The 16,840-nt window shown below is 70.7% G+C and carries 13 protein-coding genes and 1 pseudogene; 9 read left to right on the top strand and 5 right to left on the bottom strand.

Annotated features, from left to right (window positions below; genetic code table 11):
* Window positions 1–21 precede the first annotated feature (21 nt).
* Both M2283_RS07825 and M2283_RS07820 read right to left on the bottom strand, forming a co-directional pair.
* Complete coding sequence (locus M2283_RS07825) at window positions 22–1,062, bottom strand: LacI family DNA-binding transcriptional regulator (protein ID WP_280875357.1); 1,041 nt, start codon at window positions 1,060–1,062, stop codon at window positions 22–24.
* 400 nt (window positions 1,063–1,462) lie between these two features.
* The gene (locus M2283_RS07820; protein WP_280875356.1) at window positions 1,463–1,951 is read right to left on the bottom strand and encodes a MarR family winged helix-turn-helix transcriptional regulator; all 489 of its coding nucleotides are present in this window, start codon (window positions 1,949–1,951) and stop codon (window positions 1,463–1,465) included.
* Between the two features lie 104 nt (window positions 1,952–2,055).
* Here M2283_RS07820 and M2283_RS07815 point away from each other — a divergent pair, with 104 nt between their 5' ends.
* Both M2283_RS07815 and M2283_RS07810 read left to right on the top strand, forming a co-directional pair.
* Window positions 2,056–3,513, top strand: a complete 1,458-nt coding sequence (locus M2283_RS07815; RefSeq protein WP_280875355.1) for an MFS transporter — start codon at window positions 2,056–2,058, stop codon at window positions 3,511–3,513.
* A gap of 416 nt (window positions 3,514–3,929) precedes the next feature.
* Window positions 3,930–5,222, top strand: coding sequence for a ThuA domain-containing protein (locus tag M2283_RS07810; protein ID WP_280875354.1), 1,293 nt, complete (start codon window positions 3,930–3,932; stop codon window positions 5,220–5,222).
* A gap of 89 nt (window positions 5,223–5,311) precedes the next feature.
* Here M2283_RS07810 and M2283_RS07805 read toward each other — a convergent pair whose 3' ends face one another.
* Window positions 5,312–6,724, bottom strand: coding sequence for a DHA2 family efflux MFS transporter permease subunit (locus tag M2283_RS07805; protein ID WP_280875574.1), 1,413 nt, complete (start codon window positions 6,722–6,724; stop codon window positions 5,312–5,314).
* A 135-nt stretch (window positions 6,725–6,859) separates the two neighbouring features.
* On the opposite strand from M2283_RS07805, the gene M2283_RS07800 reads away from it, so the two are divergent.
* From M2283_RS07800 to M2283_RS07790, 3 genes and pseudogenes are all read left to right on the top strand, one after another.
* Window positions 6,860–7,291: a MarR family winged helix-turn-helix transcriptional regulator gene (locus M2283_RS07800; RefSeq protein ID WP_280875353.1), complete on the top strand. Its 432-nt coding sequence runs from the start codon at window positions 6,860–6,862 to the stop codon at window positions 7,289–7,291.
* Between the two features lie 61 nt (window positions 7,292–7,352).
* Window positions 7,353–7,850: pseudogene (locus M2283_RS07795) on the top strand (FecCD family ABC transporter permease); the annotation flags it as partial.
* 4 nt (window positions 7,851–7,854) lie between these two features.
* Complete coding sequence (locus M2283_RS07790) at window positions 7,855–8,790, top strand: ABC transporter ATP-binding protein (RefSeq protein WP_280875352.1); 936 nt, start codon at window positions 7,855–7,857, stop codon at window positions 8,788–8,790.
* Window positions 8,791–8,830: 40 nt separating this feature from the next.
* Here the strand turns inward: M2283_RS07790 and M2283_RS07785 are convergent, their stop codons facing one another.
* Window positions 8,831–9,529 (bottom strand): SDR family NAD(P)-dependent oxidoreductase, encoded by a 699-nt coding sequence (locus tag M2283_RS07785; protein ID WP_280875351.1) that lies wholly within the window; start codon window positions 9,527–9,529, stop codon window positions 8,831–8,833.
* 114 nt (window positions 9,530–9,643) lie between these two features.
* On the opposite strand from M2283_RS07785, the gene M2283_RS07780 reads away from it, so the two are divergent.
* The 3 genes from M2283_RS07780 (at window position 9,644) to M2283_RS07770 (ending at window position 12,836) form a co-directional block, all read left to right on the top strand.
* Window positions 9,644–10,519, top strand: coding sequence for a helix-turn-helix transcriptional regulator (locus M2283_RS07780; RefSeq protein ID WP_280875350.1), 876 nt, complete (start codon window positions 9,644–9,646; stop codon window positions 10,517–10,519).
* A 257-nt stretch (window positions 10,520–10,776) separates the two neighbouring features.
* Complete coding sequence (locus M2283_RS07775; RefSeq protein ID WP_280875349.1) at window positions 10,777–11,223, top strand: DUF485 domain-containing protein; 447 nt, start codon at window positions 10,777–10,779, stop codon at window positions 11,221–11,223.
* On the top strand, window positions 11,220–12,836 hold the full coding sequence (locus M2283_RS07770) for a cation acetate symporter (RefSeq protein ID WP_280875348.1): 1,617 nt from the start codon (window positions 11,220–11,222) through the stop codon (window positions 12,834–12,836). The genes M2283_RS07775 and M2283_RS07770 overlap by 4 nt, the downstream gene beginning before the upstream one ends.
* Before the next feature lie 43 nt (window positions 12,837–12,879).
* Here M2283_RS07770 and M2283_RS07765 read toward each other — a convergent pair whose 3' ends face one another.
* Window positions 12,880–13,698: an IclR family transcriptional regulator gene (locus tag M2283_RS07765; protein WP_280875347.1), complete on the bottom strand. Its 819-nt coding sequence runs from the start codon at window positions 13,696–13,698 to the stop codon at window positions 12,880–12,882.
* Window positions 13,699–13,885: 187 nt separating this feature from the next.
* Between M2283_RS07765 and M2283_RS07760 the strand changes: the two genes are divergently transcribed.
* The gene (locus tag M2283_RS07760; protein WP_280875346.1) at window positions 13,886–16,840 is read left to right on the top strand and encodes an AfsR/SARP family transcriptional regulator; all 2,955 of its coding nucleotides are present in this window, start codon (window positions 13,886–13,888) and stop codon (window positions 16,838–16,840) included.

Below are 16,840 nucleotides of genomic sequence, written 5' to 3'. Positions count from 1 at the left end.
ACCGCAGACCCAGCGGAGCAACTAGCGGAGCGGCGGCGCCGACGACGCGCGGACGACGAGTTCGACCGGTGGGTCGGTCATCGGCAGCGGGTCCGCCTGCGGGCTCTCGATGGCGTGCACGAGGAGTTTCAGGCCGTCCTGCGCCATCGCGTCGAACGGTTGACGCACCGTGGTCAACGGCGGAGTCACGTACGCGGCGACGGGGGTGTCGTCGAAGCCGACCACGCTGACGTCCTCCGGCACGCGTCGGCCGGCTTCCGCCAGCGCACGCATCAGGCCGATGGCCATGTCGTCGTTGGCGGCGAACACTGCGGTCACGCCGGGGTCTGCGGCCAGTTCGCGGCCGGCCGCGTAGCCGGAGGCGGCCGACCAGTCGCCCTGCACGACCGGCGGCTCTGCCCGGTCGTGTGCGGCGAGCGCCGCGCGCCAGCCTTCGAGGCGGTCCCGGGCCGAGTACCAACGCTGGGGGCCTGCCAGGTGGTGGACGGTGGTGTGGCCCAGTTCCAGCAGGTGCTCGGTGGCCGCTCGCGCCATCTGATCGGAGACGATGCCGGCCGTCACGACGTGGGGTGCGGCGAAGGGCGGGGGTGCGCCCAGGACGAGGATCGGTACGTCGAGCCGGGCGGAGAGAACCGCGCCGCCCGGCTCGTCGATCGGCTCGGAGATGACGATGCCGTCCACGCCCTGGTCCAGGAGCGAGCCCACGGCCCCGGCGATGCCTGCCGTCTCCCCCTCCATGGTGTTGACCACGCGGAGGGCGTAGCCGGTGTCCCGCACCGCACGCTCGACTCCCATGAGCAGCGAGGCCGGACCGTACAGGGCGGTGCCGAGCGTCACGACTCCGATTGAGCGGGTGCGTCCGGAGGCCAGGGCGCGGGCCGCGTTGTTCGAGCGGTAGCCGAGTTCATCGGCCGCCGCCAGGACCCGACGGCGTACGTCCTCCGAGACGTACGGCTCGTCGTTCATCACCCGGGACACCGTCTTCTGCGACACGCCCGCCAGGCGCGCCACATCCACACTGCGCGGCGCGGCTCCCGCGCCGCGCCCTGCCCCTGGTGCCATGGCGTCTCCCGATTTCCGGCAGTCGAATCCTAGTCCCAGTCCGATGCATGACTGCGCTGTCATGACTGCGCAGTCATATCTACGCAACGCGGCGGGACGCGTCAAGACTTCGCGCAACATCTCCGTAACCCGATCGCGCCCGCACGACATTCGGCGGCGCTGCTCGACCTTCGGACGCACCGCTGTTACCTGGGTACGTGGGGGTTATCGGTGACAGAGGTCGGCCGTTGGATGGATGGCCTGGAGGAGCAGGCGGCCAGGGTTCCGCCTGCCGAGATGCGTCTGACGGGAACGGCGTCACAGGCCGGCGTCGAGCGCGATCCGCTATGGAGGCCTCCGCACGCCAACACATGGGCGCCGTACACAGTTTGAGCGACGAACAGCGCCTCCACGCGGAGCGCTACTTGCCCCGGCGCCCGCGTTCCGACTTGGGGGCGGGCAAGGCACGCAGACGCTCGGTGTGGCGGGTCTGGATGGTCGTAGTCGTGCGCAGGAAGTCCATGACCAACTGCAACTGCTCGACGCCGTACTTCGCGCTGACCTCCTTCACGCCGTCCTCGATGTGCGGGGCGATGAGCTCGTAGCAGCGCCGGGCGCCCTCGGGGGTCACTCGCACCACGGTCTTGCGGCGGTCCACCGGGTGCGGGGTGCGGTTGAGCAGGTCGAGGTTCTCCAGGCGGTCGAGCATGGCGGTCACGCTGCCGGTGGTCAGACCCAGGCGGGTGCTGAGTTCACGCGGAGAGAGCTCGCCGGCGGCGAGCAGTAGCTCCAGGCAGCGCAGATCGGTTTCGTTCACGCCGAGGAGGCGGGCGGTCTCGCGGTCGTAGTCGTCGACCGCGGACTGGTAGTCCTGGATGACTTTGCCCAGGTCAGCGAGTACGCGTTCCATTTCGTTTGACAATCGAGACGTCTCCCTCCAGGCTATAGATAGCTCGATAGTCGAGATACACGAGCTTCAAGTTACATTATGGTCAAGCGATCAGGGGATCACCAATGTCGCACAGTACAGTCCGGGCGGCCTCCGCCCCCGCCGCCGGTGAACGGCCTGATCCGAAGCGGTGGGCGGCGGCGATCGTCATGATCCTCGCGGCATTGCTGGACATGATCGACGGCTCGATCGTCAACACTGCGCTGCCGTCCATCGGGCGCGGCCTGCACGCCGATCCAGCGCAGCTGGAGTGGACGGTGTCGGCCTATCTCCTGGGCTTCGCCGCGACCCTGATCATCTCCGGGCACCTGGGCGACCGGTACGGGCGCAAGGTGCTGTTCCTGACCGGCGTCGCGGGCTTCGCCGTGGCGAGTCTGGCCAGTGCGGTGGCCACCGATCCGGGTCAACTCATCGCGGCGCGCGCGGTGCAGGGGGTGGCGGCGGCGGTCATCATGCCGCAGGTTCTCGGATCACTGCGGACGATGTTCACCGGGGCCGAGCGCGGCAAGGTGTTCGCGATCTACGGGGCGATCGCCGGGATCGCGGTGGCGACCGGCGTACTGCTGGGCGGCGTACTGACGGACTGGAACCTCTTCGGCTGGGGCTGGCGCACCATCTTCGCGGTCAACCTCCCTCTCGCGGCCCTCGTGCTGGTGCTCGGCGCGCTGTGGATACCCGGCTCCCGCGAGCGCGCGCCGGGACGGATCAATGTGGTGGGCAACCTGGTGCTGGCCGCGTCGCTCGTGGCCGTCGTGCTCCCGCTGGTCGAGGGCCGCACCAACGGCTGGCCGCTGTGGGGCTGGTTCTGCCTGGCCGGCGGAGTGGCGGGACTGGTGCTGCTGAGCGTCGTGCAGTCGGTACGGCGTACGCCCGGTCCGGTGCTGCCGACGAGCCTGTTCCGAAACCGGGCGTTCAGCGCGGGTCTGCTGATCCAGATGCTGTTCTACGGCGCGATGTCGGGCTTCATGCTGACCTTCACCATCTGGCTGCAGTCCGGGCAGGGCTACTCCCCCGCCCAGGCAGGGGTGTTGATGGTCGCGTTCAGCGGCGGCACCTTCATCACCGCACCGATGGCGGACGGCCTGGTGGTGAAGTTCGGGCGAGTCGTGCTGCTGGTGGGTGGGCTGGTCCTGGCGGGCGGGTTCTTCTGGGTCCAGTACGCCATTGAGCAGGCCGCCTCCGCTCACACCGGCGCCTGGCCGCTGGTGCCCGGCCTGTTGGTCGCCGGCGCGGGCCTTGGGTTCCTGGTCGTCCCACTTGCGAACGTCGTGCTGTCCGCCGTGCCCGAGCGGATCGCCGGCGGCGCCTCGGGGGTCTTCTCCACCGCCCAGCAGTTCGGCGGCGCGCTGGGAGTCGCGGTCATCGGCAACGTCTTCTTCTCGAACATCTCCACCGACCTGACCGACGGGATCAGCCACGCCGGTCCGTGGGCCGTCGGCGCCCTGTTGGTCTGCGCGTTGCTGTGCCTGGCCCTGCCCCGCACGGCCGTCGGCGCCCACCTTGAGGATCCGGGCGCGACCTGACTCTCGGGGACCCCCAACAACCCTCACCCCTTCACATCCCACCCGTCACCCCGGAAGGCACGCACCCCAACGCCGCCCAGAGCGACATGATCGCCAAGATCACCGCCGCCCTGCAGAAGCGCTGACCGTCCCTCGCCGATCGCCCACGCCAAGTGCCCGCGCCCCTCGGGTACTTGGCGTTCGGCGTATCCGGACCTCTCGACCATCCGGCTTCAAGTGCTGAACTCCCTTGACGTATAAGGGGGTTTCCCGGTGCCACCTCTTGACGTGTCTGGTTCAGACCTTTAGGTTCACGGCCCAGCGACCTCTACAGACACATCCAGCTCTCATATATGTGAACCCCTTCGTTCACGCCCTGATGCCGCCGAGCGGCGGCACACCCCCCGCCTCCGGGCCGTTCATGAAGGGAACATCGGATGCAACAGGTGAGATCCGGCACCGCACGCGTCGCACTGTGGCTGGCATTCCTGCTCACGGCGTTCACGAGCGTGATGGCACAGCCGCCCGCGCAGGCCGCACCGGCGGCGGAGCCGTTCCGTGTACTCGCGCTCTACAACGGGACTTGGGACGCCGCCCACATCAGCTTCGTCCACGAGGCCAACACCTGGTTCCCCCAGCAGGCGGCCGTGAACGGCTTCACCTACACGTCCAGCAACAACTGGGACCTCCTCGCCAACGGCGGCGTCAACAGCTACCAGGTCGTCCTGTTCCTCGACGACCTGCCACAGACGGCCGCCCAGCGCACCGGCTTCGAGAACTACATGCGCAACGGCGGCGCGTGGATGGGCTTCCACGTGTCGGCCTTCACCACCAACGCGGCGGGTTGGCCGTGGTACCACAACACGTTCCTTGGCAGCGGCAACTTCCGCTCCAACACCTGGGGGCCGACCACGGCCGTTCTGAAGGTGGAGAACCGTACGCACCCCTCGACGGTGAACCTGCCCGCGACCTTCACCTCGTCCGTCAGCGAGTGGTACAGCTGGTCCAACGACCTGCGCCAGAACCCCGCCATCAAGATCCTGGCCTCCATCGACCCGAGCAGTTTCCCGCTTGGCACCGACCCCAACCAGACCTGGTACAGCGGGTATTACCCGATCCTGTGGACGAACACGAACTACAAGATGCTGTACGCCAACTTCGGCCACAACGCGATGAACTACGACACCAACACCACGCTGTCGTCGACGTTCGCCAGCGCGACGCAGAACAAGTTCCTCCTGGACGGGCTGAAGTGGCTGGGCGGATCGACGCCCACCCAGCCGCCCGGGGACGGCATACCCTCGACCTCCTGGTACAGCGTGCGCAACGGCGGTAACAGCACCTGTGTCGACGCCCGCGCCGCCGCCACGGCCAACGGGACCGCCATCCAGCAGTACGCCTGCAACGCCACCGCGGCCCAGCAGTTCCAGTTCGTGGCCACCGACGGTGGATACGTGCGTATCAACTCCCGCAGCAATCCGCAGCAGGTCATCGATGTCGCCGAGCGCTCCACAGCCGACAACGCGCCCCTGCAGCTGTGGTCCTACTCCAGCGGCACCAACCAGCAGTGGCAGCCGGTGAAGGAGGCCAGTGGCAACTACCACTTCGCCGCGCGCCACAGCGGAAAGTGCCTGACCGCCTCCACTGCCGCCACCAACAGCGTCCAGCTCACCCAGCGGACGTGCGACGGCTCCACCGCACAGAGCTTCCAACTGACCGCCCAGCCCTGATCATTGGGCGGAATGCATTCGTCCCGACACCCGGTCCTGTGGCCGCCGTCCCGTCGGCGGCCACAGGACCGGGTCGGTGATCAGCAGTGTCAGTGCACGCTCTCCTTGCCGCTTCGTGCGCGAGCGGGCGTTCGGTTCGAGGCCTTGGTGCCGCCGCCTGCCGCGGCGCGGGCCGGGGCGTCCCGGAGGGTGAACGCGAAGGCCGATGTCACCGCGGCGATCGCCGCCAGGACCAGATAGGCGTGTTGGTAGGCGGCGACGGGCGGGGTCGCGGCCGCCGCCGCGGGGGTGCTGAGGACCAGGGCCGTGGTCACGACCGCCGGCGCGAGGGCTCCGCCGGTCTGGCGTACGACGGTGTTGAGCATCGAGGCCTGGGCCAGATCCTGCCGGGCGATGGTCGCGAGCGAGGCCACCGTGGTCGGCATGAAGACCCCGCCCATGGCGATGCCGAGCAGGAACATGTAGACGCGGAACGTCCACAGACCGGTGTCCTGGTCGCAGGTGGCGAAGAGCAGCAGGACCCCGCTCACGCCGGCCAGGCCGCAGCCCACGATGATCCGGGGGCCGACCCGCGTGTAGAGGACACCCGCCACCTGGACGGTCAGCAGGACGCCGAAGGCCTCGGGGAAGGTGCTCGTGCCGGACTCCAGGGCGCTGCGGCCCTGCGCCTGCTGGAGGAAGAGCGGGCCCAGGTACATCGCTCCGAGGATCGGCACCAGGCCCACGAGGTTGATCAGGTTGGTGTCCCGGAAGAGCCGGTCCGCGAAGAGGCGCAGCTTCAGGAGCGGTTCGGTCGTGCGCAGTTCGAACGCGACGGCGGCGGCGAGCAGGGCGGCGCCCAGGACGAGGGTCGTCAGCACGGCGGCGGAGGACCAGCCGCGGTTGGGGCCCTCGCAGATGCCGAACATCAGGGATCCGAGGGCGGCGGCGCTCAGCAGCAGGCCGGTCAGGTCGAAACGGCCGGCCCTGTGGCCCTGGTGGCGGGCCAGGAACAGCACGCCGAAGAGTACGGCCGGCAGGCCGACGGGCAGGTTGACGTAGAAGACCCAGCGCCAGGAGAGGTTGTCCACCAGCAGGCCGCCGAGGATCGGCGCGGCGGCCGGGGCGATCTGCTGGGGGACGATCATGTAGCGGGAGATCCGCACCTGTTCGCCGGAGTCGAAGGTCGCGAAGAGCAGGGCGGCTGAGGCCGGGAACAGCACTCCGGCGGACAGTCCCTGGGCCGCGCGGAAGGCGACGAGTTGGGTGAGGTCGGCGGCCGCACCGCACAGCAAAGACGAGCCGAGGAAGGCGACCAGGGCGGTGAGCAGGACCCGCTTGGCGCCGCATCGCTCGACCAGCCAGGCGGAGGCGGGAATGGCCATGGCCAGGCAGACCGGGTAGACGACGACCACCCCGTCCAGCGCGGCCGTCGTCAAGTGGAACTGACGGGCGATCGAGGGAAGCGCCACCGTGGTGATCGCTCCGTCGGCGATCGCGATGAACGTCACGCTGACGCACATGATCGGCACGACGAGGCGTTGACCGGGGCGGAAGGAGAAGAAGGACAGTCGGGGACGTCGGTACAGCAGCACATGCTGAGCATACTCACTATGTGGATGCTCATAGAATTGGTTTTTCGGCGAACGGGGAGCGACATGGCAGTGCACGGCAGTAGCGACGTCCTGGTGGACGAGCTCTACGAGACGACCCACCAGCTGCGCCAGTTCGTGGAGTCCCGACTGCGGATCGGTGGCGCCTCGGTCGCCCGCCTGCGCGCCATGCGCATGCTCGCCCGGGCCGAACATCCTCTGCGGATGCGGGACTTGAGCGAGATGACCGGCGTCGCGGCCCGCACCGCCACCGCCATCGTCGACAGCCTGGAACGCGACGGCCTGGTGGAACGAGAACGCCACCCGACCGACCGCCGCGCCTTCCTGCTGCGCCTCACCGACAAGGGTGAGCAGTGCCACAGGGAGGCGGAAGAGGTGGACCGACTGGCCCTCGCGGAGGCGATGTCCGCACTTGGCCCGGAGGATCGCGATCAACTGAGGACTCTGCTCTCGCGCATCCGTACCGCAACGTCCTGACCGGCGAGACGGGAGAGTACGGGCGGATCTCGTGTGATCACGCCCGCCCCACACCCATTGCGGCAACCAGTTCCAGGCGCAGGCGGCCGTCGGCTGGCTGGTGGGCGACCTCAACGGCCGCACCTGGCACCAAGTCACCACGCTGGCCGTGGCGTTGGCCGTGCTGCTGCCGGTCACGGTGGGCATGGGGCGTTGGATGCGCACGCTGCAGCTCGGCGACGACGTGGCGGCCGGACTCGGCACCCCGGTCCAGAAGGTGCGGCTCACCCGGCTGCTGGCCGGAGTTGGGCTCGTCGCCTTCGGTACGGCAGCGGCCGGACCGGTCGCCTTCGTGGCGCTGGCCGCGCCCCAGATCGCCCAGCGGCTCGCAGGGACCGCGTCGCCGCCGCTCCTGGTCTCCGGTCTCACCGGCGCGTTCGCCGTCCTGGGCGCCGATCTCCTCGCCCGCGAGGCGATCCCCGGGACCGAACTGCCGGTCGGAATCGTCACCGGCGCCCTCGGCGCACCCGTCCTGCTCTGGTTGCTCATCCGCGTCAACCGTGCGGGCTCAGGAGGCTGATCGCATGGCATCCACCCACTCCCGCGCCCCGGCACCCGACCAGGGTGCCGCCTCCGAGGACGACGGTACCTCCGTATCCGGCCAGGGCCCCGGCTCCGCCGACGGTACCGCCGCACCCGGTCCCGAACTGCGGGCCAGGGAGCTGCACTTGGCGTACGACGGCCGGATCGTCGTCGAGGATCTGCACCTGACCGTGCCGACCGGGCGGGTCACGGCCATCGTCGGGGCCAACGCCTGCGGCAAGTCGACCTTGTTGCGTGCCCTCGCGGGTCTACTCGCGCCCCACAGGGACGTGGTGGAACTCGACGGCGTCGCGCTGCGCTCGATCCCGACCCGTGAGCTGGCCCGCAAGGTGGGCATCCTGCCCCAAACCCCGGTGGCACCCGAGGGGTTGACCGTCATGGACCTGGTCAGCCGGGGCCGTTCACCGCACCAGACGTGGTGGCGCCAATGGTCCGAAGCCGACCAGCGGGCTGTGCACGGGGCGCTCGCGGCGACCGCTCTGACCAACCTCGCGGACCGGCCGGTCGACGAGCTCTCCGGCGGCCAGCGCCAACGGGCGTGGATCGCGATGGCCGTGGCCCAGGGCACGCCGGTACTGCTGCTCGACGAACCGACCACCTATCTGGACCTGGCCCACCAGATCGACATACTCGACCTGATCACGGACCTCAACCGGCGCGAGGGCCGCACCGTGGTGATGGTCCTGCACGACCTCAACCAGGCCTGCCGCTACGCCGATCACGTCATCGCCATGAAGGCGGGCCGGATCGTCGCCGAGGGCACGCCGGAGGAGGTGGTGACCGAGAAGAACGTCGAGCACGTCTTCGCGTTGCGCAGCCGGGTCATCACGGATCCGGTCAGCGGGACGCCCCTGGTCATTCCGCTGGGCCGGCACCACGACGACGCTCCGGCCTCGGAAGCGGCGGCCCAGGCCTGACGGCGATGACGCCACGTCATGTCACCCGCGCCCGCCGCGTTCACGACCAGGCGATCTCACCGGTCCGATCCACGAAGCGCCCAGAACCGGCGCCCGGCTTCTCCGTCGCCAGGCCGACGATCGCGTCCGTGCCCTCGGTGACGGTCTGGGGGCCGCTGTGGCCGTTGAGGTCGGTCGCCGTGTAGCCGGGGTCGGCGGCGTTGACGCGGATGTCCGGGAGGGCTTTCGCGTACTGGGTCGTCAGCATCGTCAGGGCCGCCTTCGAGGCGGTGTAGAGGGGCGCGACGACAGCGGACTCGGCGCGTGCGGGGTCGTGGGTGTAGGCGAGCGAGCCCATTCCGCTGCTGACGTTGATGATGGCCGGGTCCGACGACCGGCGCAGCAGCGGCAGGAACGCGGTGGTCGTCCGGACCACACCGGCGACGTTGACGTCGAGGACGCCGAGCGCGTCGGCGCCGGTGAGGGTGGTGGGATCGCCGGCGGGGCCGTGGATGCCGGCGTTGTTGATCAGGACGTCGATCGAGCCCTCGTGCGCCGCGACATTCGCGGCCGCGGCGGTCACGGACGCGTCGTCGGTCACGTCGATGGGGACGTGGCGTGCGCCGAGTGCGGCGGCGGCCTCCGTGCCCTGTTCGGGGTCGCGGGCTCCGAGAACCACGGTGTGGCCGAGGTCGACGAGACGGCGGGCGGTCTCGCGGCCGAGCCCCTTGTTCGCTCCGGTGATGAAGATGATCGTCATGAGTTCGATTGTTCGCCTGCCCACGTCGCCGGGCCAGGGACGCCTCATCGGTAGGAGCGGCAGTACCACCCTCGCCGGCTCGCCGGACGGGCGCGGTGCGGGAGGATGGGTGTCATGGTGACGACTCCCGGGGCCGGGCTAGGGTCGATGATCCGTACATGGCGGGACCGGCTGCCCCCGTCGGCCGCCGCGCTGCCGGTGGGACGGTCGCGCCGCGCGGCCGGGCTGCGTCGCGAGGAGCTCGCCGAGCTGGCCGGGGTGTCGGTCGACTACGTCGTACGCCTGGAGCAGGGGCGGGCCACCACGCCCTCGGCGTCGGTGGTGGAGTCCTTGGCGCGCGCTCTGCAGTTGTCCGTCGCCGAGCGGGATCATCTGTACCGGCTGGCCCGTCTCGCCCCGCCGGCGGACGGCGCGATCCGCGACCACATCACTCCCGGTGTCCACCGTGTGCTCAGCCGGCTCGGCGACGTCGCGGTCGCCGTGTTCGCGGCCGACTGGCAGCTGATCTGGTGGAACCGCAGCTGGGCCGCGCTGCTGGGCGACCCGGCGTCCTCGCCGCGGCAGGGGCGCAACTTCGCCCGCGACCGCTTCCCGGTGGACGCGGGTCCCGCTCGCCTCGCGCTCTGGCCGGTGACCGAGACCGACAGCGCCGCCACCGACGCCGCCGTCGTGTCCGACCTGCGCCGCGCCACCGGCCGCTTCCCGCGGGACGCCCGGCTGGCAGAGCTGGTCCGCGCCCTGAGCGCGGGCAACCGACGGTTCGCCGACCTGTGGGCGACCGGGTCGGTGGCACCCCACCGCGAGGACCACAAGACCATCCACCACCCCTCGGTGGGCCCTGTCACCGTGGACTGCGACGTCCTGTCGGACGACGACTCCGACCTCAAGATCGTGATCATGACGGCCGCCCCCGGCAGCCCCGACGAGACCAAGCTGCGCCTCGCCGCGATCGCCGGTTCGCCCCACACCGCGCACGATTCGCCGCACTAGGCGATGGGCACGCTCAGGGCATCGTCCCCGATCGCGAGTGACTCGCCGGCCGCACCTCACACGACCCACCAGGCCCCTGCGTAACAGCCCCACCATGTACAACATCCGAGGTCAGAGCGCCGAAGCGTCCCCATCAGGGAGTTCAGCGGAATCCCTGTCGCACTGACGTACGCCCGCATAGCGTGCGAAGACCGAACCGCTCCCCCCGTATCTCGCGGTCCGCCTTCCTCGGGCCATGCTCGCTAGGAGATTCCGAGATGTCCTACGACAGCACGGACTTACCCCGCGTCCGGCAACGGCACGGACGGATTCCCTCCCACACCTCGGCCCCGCGGATCCCCGGCTGGGCGGCCGACAGGCAGTTACCCCCGGGCGCCGCCCGCCCTCGCTCGTACACCGGACCGCACCGCAATCTGCGCCTCCTGCGCCGCGCCTGCCGCTGGCAGCGACGCGTCGCCGCCTTCGCCGCCCTCGGCTACTTCGCCCTCTTCCTGGCCCTCACCGTCGAAGTCCCCGAGCTGATGACCCGCCCCGCACCGGGCGGCCTGCCCACAGGACTCGTCCTCGCGCTGCTCCAACTCCCCGTCACCTGGCTGGCGGTGGTCCTCTACGAGTTCACCGCGCGGCGCTACGTCGATCCGCTGGCCCGCCGGGTGCGACGCCACGCACACTCCTCGGACGCGCGCCAGGAGCCGCAGCCGTGACCGTCTTCAGCGGCGCCGCGCAGTCCTGGTCCCTGGTGGCGTTCTGCAGCGTGGTGACCCTCACGCTCCTGTGCTGCGTGCTGACCGGTCCCGGCGGTGAGGACGACCTGGCCGAGTACTACACCGGATACCGGTCTCTCTCGCCGTTGCGCAACGGCCTTGCCATCGCGGGTGATTACATCTCCGCCGCCACCGTCCTCACCATCGGCGGGGTCATCGCGTTATGCGGATACGACGGTGTCGTACTGGCCACCAGTGCCCTGCTGTCGTTGGTGCTGCTGATGTTCCTGCTGGCCGAACCCCTGCACAACACGGGCCGGTTCACCATGGGTGACGTGCTGGTCCGCCGGCTGCCGGGGCGGTCGGTGCGCATGGCCGCGTGTCTGGTCACGATCGTCGCGCTGGCGCCGATGATGGTCGTCCAACTCGCGGGTGTGGGACAGCTGTTGGCGTACGTCCTCGGATTCTCCGACAGCGGTATGAAGACCGGCTGTGTCATCGGGGCCGGCACGCTGATGATCAGTTACGCGGCGCTCGGCGGGATGCGAGGCACCGCGCTCATCCAGATCCTCAAGACGGTGATGCTGCTCGGCTCCGGGCTCGTGGTCGCGGTGTTGATCCTCTACACGTTCGGCTGGAACCCGCAGGCGCTGTTCCAGGCGGCGGCGCGGGGCAGCGGTACCGGACCGCACTATCTGCGCTGGGGCATGCAGTTCGCGGGCGGACCCCATCCCGCCCTGGACATGGTCAGTACGCAGGTCGCCATCGTGCTGGGCGGCGCCTGTCTGCCGCACGTCACCATGCGGATGTACACCGCCGGCAGCACCCGTCAGGTGCGGCGGGCGATGTCCTGGGCGGTCTCGTCCGTCGCGCTGTTCGTCCTGGTGCTCACCGTCGTCGCCGTCGGAGCGATGGCCCTCATCGGCAAGGCGGGCGTCGTCGCGGGGGACCCGCGGGGCAACACCGCCTATCTCCTCGGCGCGCGGGCCGCCTTCGGCGAACACCTCTCGCGAACGGAGGCTCTGGTCTTCGCCACCGTCACCACGGCGATCTTCCTCACCCTGCTCGCGTCCGTCGCCAGCATGACGCTCGCCTGCGCCAACTCACTGGCCCACGACGTCATCGCCGCCAAGCGCCCCACCATGACACCGCGGCGCGAGATGGCCCTGGCCCGGTGGTCCGCCCTGGTCGTCGGGGTCCCGGTGATCCTGCTGGCGGCGCTGGCCCAGCACCGCAGTCTGCAGCCGCTGGCCATCCTGTCGTTCTGTCTGGGCGCCTCGGCGATCGCCCCCGCGCTCACCTACAGCCTTTTCTGGCGCCGCTTCACCCGCGCCGGCCTGCTGTGCACGCTCATCGGCGGCACCCTCAGCGTCCTGGTCCTGATGACCGGCACCAACCTGGTCTCGGGGTCCCCGCTCGCGGCCTTCCCGAACGCCGACTTCAACTGGTTCCCCTTGACCACCACGGCACTTGTCTCGGTCCCCGTCGGCTTCCTGTCCGGCTGGCTGGGCACCATGCTCTCCGGGCGCAAGGCCATCCGACGCGAACGCGGACGCTACGAGAGCATGGAGCACCTGCTGCTCGCCGGGCCCCCCGGACGAGGGACCGGATGAGCCTGCCCGCACAGATACGGTCCGCCGGGATCGACGGACCGGCTCAACGACCGCGCAGCGCCGCGCTGATCATTCTCGCCGTCTGCTCGGCGACACCGACAAGCCGCTCCAGGCTGTGTGCCGGATCGGTCACGACGCTCAAGGACGCCAGGTGCACACCACTCGGGCCGTGCAGCGGCACGGCCAGGCAGCAGACTCCGGCCATCAACTCCTCGCGGTCGAACGCGACTCCGCGGGTCCGGATCTCCTCGCACTCCTGTCGCCAGGAGGCGGGCACCGGACCCGGCGGAAGCCGAGGATGGGCGGCGGCGACCAGCACCTTGCCCGCAGCCGTGAACCACGGCCAGGCCACCCTGTCGAGCAATGGACCCAGCGCCGCCGGTGTTTCGCCGACCGTCCAGTCCAGGACCAGGGTCTGGCCCTCCCGCAGGACGTTGATCCCCACCGTCGCGCCCGTGATGCGCGCCAGCCGGCGGGCCGGCGCCCGTGCGGCGGTCCGCAGCCCGGGATGCGGTTGCCACCCCTGCCCGAGCCGGAAGAGCCGCGGACCCACGCGATAGCCCCTGCGGCTCCGCTCAACCGCCCCCAGTTCGACCATCTGTTCAAGGAGGCGGTACGCGGTCGTCTTGGGCAGCCCGCACTCCGCCGCGAGCCTGGTCAGTCCGGCCTCTCCGGCCCGCTCCACCGCGCCCAACAACCCGAAGGCGCCCTCCAGTACACTCCGCCCACCGCCGTCCGACACGGACAGCGGAGGCGGCGCATGCTGCGCGACCCGCGCGGCCTCCGGCTCGTACGGGCGGACCGGCAGCCGAGCCGGTGCTTGTGCCGTCCGCGTCCCCGTCGCTCCCCGATGTTCGTTCAAATCGCTCTCCCCCAGATACCGCCTGACCGGCTCCCCACGACGCCGCTCCCGCCCCCGGTGCGCCGCCGTGCGTGGAGACTCTCCGCCCCATCAGACTGAAGTTCGAGTGTGGCTCGGAACGTTGTCGATAGGTTGTCGCCCAGCGTGAGAGTGTGCGCGCGGAGTGAAGAAAATATGCGCGGGGAGCGTGGACATCGTGGTGGAGCTGCGCCTTCTCGGTCCCGTGGAACTCTCGGTGGACGGCCGGACCGTGGAGGTCGGGCCACCGCAACGCAGGGCCGTACTGGCGGCGTTGGCGGTGGACGCCGGCCGGCCCGTCGCGACCGACGTCCTGATCAAACGGGTCTGGGGCGCCGAGCCACCGGACGGGGCTCGGCGCGCGCTGCACGCACACATCGCCCGGATCCGCCGACTGTGCGAGGAGACCGGCGACTCGGGACATACGCGGTTACGTCTGGTGCGCCGCTCCGGCGGCTACCTCCTGGAGGCCCGCCCTGACCAGGTGGACATCCACCTTTTCCGGCAGTCCGTCGGCCGGGCCCGGGAAACGGGACGGACGGACGAGGCGCGTACGACGCTGCTGCGCGAGGCGCTGGGACTGTGGCACGGGGAGCCGCTGGCCGGGCTCGGCGGACAGTGGGCGGCGCAGGTCCGCGAGGCATGGCGACGGCAGCGCGTGGACGCCGTCGTCGGGTGGGCGCACATGGAGTCGCGCGTCGGCGACCCCGTCGCCGTAATCGGCCCGCTGACCGAACTCCTGGGCGAGTACCCGCTGGTGGAGCCCCTGACCGAAGCCCTGATGCGAGCACTGCACGCCGCCGGACGCGGCGCGGAGGCACTGGACTGCTACGCCGTCGTCCGACAGCGGCTCGCCGAGGAACTGGGCGCCGACCCGGGTACGGAACTACAGAAGACACACCAGGAGATCCTTCGGGGAGGCCTGTCCGAGCCCACCGCATGGCCGGCCCCCCGAACCCCACTCCGGACTGCTCTCCCCACCTCTGCCCCGGTGCGGCCGTCACCGGCGACAACTCCTCGGCCGGGCGAGGTGCCCGTACAACTGCCCATGGGAGTACGGGGATTCAGCGGACGCGACGAGGAACTCGCCAGACTGGAGGAGATCCTCACCTCGGTGACCGAGCAACCGTCGGCGGTGGTGATCTCGGCGGTGTCGGGCACCGCAGGCGTGGGCAAGACCGCACTCGCCGTGCACTGGGCACGCCGGGCCCAACAGGCCTTTCCCGACGGCCAGTTGTATGTGAACCTGCACGGATTCGCCCCCGGCGGCTCGGTGATGAGCCCGGCGGAGGCGGTACGCGGCTTCTTGGACGCCCTGGGGGTGCCGCCGGCCCGGATCCCGATCGGTCTGGAGGCGCAGGCCGGGCTGTACCGCAGCCTTCTGGCCGGCCGGCGGATGCTGGTGGTGCTGGACAACGCCCGCGATGCCGAACAGGTGCGTCCGCTGCTGCCCGGGTCGCCCGGCTGTCTGGCGCTGATCACCAGCCGGAAGTCGCTGACCGGACTGGCCGCGGCCGAGGGCGCCCATCTGCTGACCATCGGCCTGCTCGCTCCCGGTGAGGCCCGGGAGTTGCTGATCCGCAGACTGGGCGCGGACCGGGTGTCCGCCGATCCCGACGCTGTACGGGAGATCGTCGGCCGGTGCGCGGGCCTGCCGCTCGCGCTCGCGATCGTCGCCGCCCGCGCCGCCGCACAGCCCGAACTCCCGCTCGCGGCACTCGCCGAGGAACTGCGCCGGGCCGACGGACGCCTGGACGCGCTGGACGGCGGGGAGGCGACCAGCCAGGTGCGGGCGGTGTTCTCCTGGTCCTACCACGCGCTCAGCCCCGAGGCCGGCCGGCTCTTCCGATTACTGGGACTGCACCTCGGACCCGACGCCGCGCTCCCGGCCATCGCCGCCCTGGCCGGCGTAGCGGCACCCCGCGCCCGTGTCCTGCTGGCCGAACTGGTCCGCGGTCACCTCCTCACCGAACACCCCCTCGGCCGGTACGGCTTCCACGACCTGCTGCGCGCCTACGCGGCCGAGCTGGTCGCCGCGCACGACAGCGACGACACCCGGCGTGCCGCGTCGCACCGCATGTTCGACCACTACCTGCACACGGCCCATCGGGCCGACGCCCTGCTGACTCCCCGGCCCAACCCGACCCCGCTGCCACCGGCCGAACCGGGCGCCGCACCCGAGGAGTTGGCCGACCACCGGCAGGCGCAGGCCTGGTTCAGCGCCGAGGCGCCGGTGCTCGTCGCCGCTGTGGAACAGGCGCCCGCCGCCGGCTTCCCCGTCCACACCTGGCGGCTCGCCTCAGCGCTCACGACCTATCTCGACCGGCACGGGTACTGGCGGGCGCTGACCGTCGTCCACACCAAGGCCCTGGACACCGCCCGCCACCAGGGCGACCAGGCCGGACAGGCCGAGGCCCACCGCGGCCTGGGACTCGCCCAGGACCGGCTGGAACGCCCCGCCGAAGCCCGCGCCCACTACCTGCGCGCGCTGGACCTGTTCGGCGAGGTCGGCAGCCACGCCGGGCAGGCCCGCATCCACCAACACCTGTCCCGGATGTACGACGCCCAGAGCCGCCACCAGCAGGCGCTGGGCCACGCGCACGACAGCCTCGCGCACCACCGGGCCGCCGACGACCGGGCCGGGCAGTCCGCCGCGCTGAACCACATCGGCTGGATCCTCGCCCAACTCGGCGACCACCACCAAGCCCTCACCCACTGCCGCCAGGCCCTCGCCCTGGCCGAGGAGACCGGCGACCTCAACGGGCAGGCCCACATCCAGGACAGCCTCGGCTACATCCACCACCACCTCGGCCAGCACACCGAGGCCGTCGACCGCTACCGGCAGGCCCTCGACCTCTTCCACCAGACCGGCGCCCGCCACAGCGAGGCCGCCGGTCTCGTCTGCCTGGGCGACATCCTCCACACCATCGCCCGCCCGCACGCCGCCCGCACCGCATGGACCCAGGCCCTGACCATCACCACCGAACTCGGCCTCCCGGACACGGATCCACTCCGTGCCCGCCTCCTGCGACAACCCGGCCTCGCCCCCACCGACGTCACCACTCGACCACCCGTTTCCGAACCGGCCCGGAGCCCGCAGCAGCCGCGCCCGGCACCGGCGTGA

Origin of the sequence: Streptomyces pseudovenezuelae (genome assembly GCF_029892565.1) — a bacterium.
GTDB classification, from domain to species: domain Bacteria; phylum Actinomycetota; class Actinomycetes; order Streptomycetales; family Streptomycetaceae; genus Streptomyces; species Streptomyces pseudovenezuelae_A.
The sequence above is the reverse complement of the archived record's forward strand: the minus strand, read 5'-3'. Positions and strand labels throughout refer to the sequence as shown.

Coding starts and splice junctions, on each gene's coding strand:
- M2283_RS07820 (WP_280875356.1), bottom strand. CDS start 1,951: ATGGAACGCGTACTCGCTGACCTGGGCAAAGTCATCCAGGACTACCAG.
- M2283_RS07790 (WP_280875352.1), top strand. CDS start 7,855: ATGGCATCCACCCACTCCCGCGCCCCGGCACCCGACCAGGGTGCCGCC.
- M2283_RS07805 (WP_280875574.1), bottom strand. CDS start 6,724: ATGTGCGTCAGCGTGACGTTCATCGCGATCGCCGACGGAGCGATCACC.
- M2283_RS07780 (WP_280875350.1), top strand. CDS start 9,644: ATGGTGACGACTCCCGGGGCCGGGCTAGGGTCGATGATCCGTACATGG.
- M2283_RS07775 (WP_280875349.1), top strand. CDS start 10,777: ATGTCCTACGACAGCACGGACTTACCCCGCGTCCGGCAACGGCACGGA.
- M2283_RS07800 (WP_280875353.1), top strand. CDS start 6,860: ATGGCAGTGCACGGCAGTAGCGACGTCCTGGTGGACGAGCTCTACGAG.
- M2283_RS07815 (WP_280875355.1), top strand. CDS start 2,056: ATGTCGCACAGTACAGTCCGGGCGGCCTCCGCCCCCGCCGCCGGTGAA.
- M2283_RS07825 (WP_280875357.1), bottom strand. CDS start 1,062: ATGGCACCAGGGGCAGGGCGCGGCGCGGGAGCCGCGCCGCGCAGTGTG.
- M2283_RS07810 (WP_280875354.1), top strand. CDS start 3,930: ATGCAACAGGTGAGATCCGGCACCGCACGCGTCGCACTGTGGCTGGCA.
- M2283_RS07785 (WP_280875351.1), bottom strand. CDS start 9,529: ATGACGATCATCTTCATCACCGGAGCGAACAAGGGGCTCGGCCGCGAG.